The 2,476-nt window shown below is 70.9% G+C and carries 1 protein-coding gene; it reads left to right on the plus strand.

Translation table 11 applies throughout. The annotated features are described in order from the left end of the window. The coding region (locus ACG2DA_RS22415) for a DUF1549 and DUF1553 domain-containing protein (protein ID WP_395258873.1) at positions 1–2,424 on the plus strand (2,424 nt) is incomplete at its 5' end. Positions 2,425–2,476: the final 52 nt, after the last annotated feature.

Genomic DNA, 2,476 nt, shown 5'->3' on the forward strand with positions numbered 1-2,476 from the left:
CAATTCGTCCTGGCGAAGTTGGAGGCGGCGGGGCTTGAACCGAACCCCGCCGCCGAGCCGGACCGCTGGTTGCGGCGGGTCGCGCTGGACCTGACCGGCCTCCCCCCGACCCCGGCGGAGCGGGCGACGTTCCTCGCAGCCGTCGAGGAACGGGGCGAAGCGGCCTACGTGGCGGCGGTCGATCGATTGCTGGCCAGCCCGCACTTCGGCGAACGCTGGGCGAGCGTCTGGCTGGACCAGATCCGCTACGCCGACAGCCGCGGCCTCGGCCTGGACCGCCGCCGCACCGCCTGGCCCTACCGCGACTGGGTGATCGACGCCTACAACCGCGATCTGCCCTACGACGAATTCACGATCAAACAGCTCGCCGGGGATCTGTTGCCGGGGGCGTCGGTGGCGGACCGCGTCGCCACGGCGGCCCACCGGCTGACGCAGTCCAACGAGGAGGGCGGCACCGACGACGAACAGTTCCGCACCGAGGCGATCCTCGACCGCGTGAGCACCACCTGGCAGGTCTGGCAGGGCCTGACGATGGAGTGCGTGCAGTGCCATTCGCACCCTTACGACCCGCTGCGGCACGCGGAGTTTTACGAGACCGCCGCCTTCTTTAATAACTCCGCCGACGCCGACCTGGACAGCGACTACCCGACGCTGCCCGTCCCCCGCGACCCCGCCGACTATGACCGGGCCGCGGCGTTGGACGCCGAAATCGAACCGCTTCGCCGCCGTATCTGGGAGGCGGAGAACGCACTGTTGCAGGACCCCTCCGTCTGGCGGGCGCCGGCGGAACTGACGGCCGAGGTGAGCGCCACCCCCGGCGTCGCCGTCGACGAGACGCCGGAGGGACCGACCTATCGGCTGGTCGGCAACGTGGCCCGCGGCACGTCCGTCACCCTGACCGCCCCGCTGCCGGACGAATACGACCAACTCACCGCGATCCGCTTCACCGGCCTGCCGGTCGATTTGGAAGCGGCGATGAAGGACGCGGAGTGGGGCTGGACCGTCTCCCATTTCAAAGGCGAATTGATCCCGACGGAGGGGGAGCCGCGGGAATTGAAGTTCACCGAGGTCCTGTTCGACGAGCCGACGCCGGCCCGCAATCCGAAAGACAGCCTCAACGCCAAGAGCGGCAGCGGGGCGGGGCCGTACACGAAAATGCACCGCCCGCGGTCCGCGGCGTTCGTGCTCGGCAAGCCGGCGCCGGTCGAACCGGGAACGACGGTGCGGGTGACGTTGAAGTTCAACGTCTTCGAACTGGCCTCCTTCCCGATGGTGGCCCGCCGCGGCCGGATCGCGTTCAGCGACGATCAAGCCTTCCAGAACCTCTGGTGGGACGAGGCGACGGCGGCCGACCGGGCTGAATTAGGGCGTCTCGAAGGGGAGCGGCGCCGCATCCCCTCCGTCCAACTGCCGGTGATGCGGGAGCGCGAACCGGCCCTCGCCCGGCCGACGCACCGCTTCGACCGCGGCAATATGCTCTCCAAGGCGGAGCCCGTCTCCCCCGGCGTCCCCGCCGTGCTGGGCGATCCGCTTTCTTCGGGAGAACGCGGCGACGCCGACCGCCTCGCCTTCGCCCGCTGGCTCGTCGCCGACGCCAACCCGCTGACGGCCCGGGTGGAGGCGAACCGCCTGTGGGCCCGGCTGTTCGGGACCGGGCTGGTGCGGACCGAGGAGGACTTCGGCTCCAGCGGCGAACCGCCCTCGCACCCGGCGCTGCTGGACTACCTCGCCGTTCGCTTGCAACAGGATCTCGGCTGGAGCCGCAAACAATTGTTGCGGGAGATGGTCCTCAGTTCGACCTATCGGCAGAGCGCCGCGGCGACGCCGGAATTATTGGAGATCGACCCGAACAACCGCCTGCTGGCCCGCGGGCCGCGGCGGCGGCTGTCGGCGGAGGCGCTGCGCGATCAGGCGTTGCACGTCTCCGGGCTGCTGACCGAGCGCCTGCACGGCCCGCCGGTGCACCCGCCGATCCCAGACGGCGTGTGGAAGCCGTTCTCCGGGGACAAGTGGGAGGTCCCCGCCGCCGGCGAGCCGGACCGCACCCGGCGGAGCGTTTATACGTACGTCAAACGCAGCATCCCCCACCCGGTGATGGCCTCGTTCGACGCCCCCAGCCGGGAGTTCTGCACCGCCCGCCGGCCGGAGAGCAATACCCCGGTGCAGGCGCTGACGATCCTCAACGACGCGACCTTCACCGAGGCCGCCGCCGCCCTCGCCGACCGCATGACCGCCGCCGGCGACGCCCCCGCCGACCGCGTCGCCGCCGGCTTCCTGCTCGTCTGCGGCCGGGAGCCGTCGGAACGCGAACGGGCGGCGCTGGTCGATCTGTACGACCGCATCGCCGCCCTGCCGGACGGCCCGCCGGCCGCGGAGATCGTCGCCGGGGCCCTGTTGAACCTCGACGAGGCCCTCACGAACTGACGTAGGGTCCGCTGTGCGGACCGCTTCGCTCAAACGCCGCCTTCAAGATGAC

It is taken from the genome of Alienimonas sp. DA493, from assembly GCF_043951915.1.
In the GTDB taxonomy this organism is placed as follows: Bacteria; Planctomycetota; Planctomycetia; order Planctomycetales; family Planctomycetaceae; genus Alienimonas.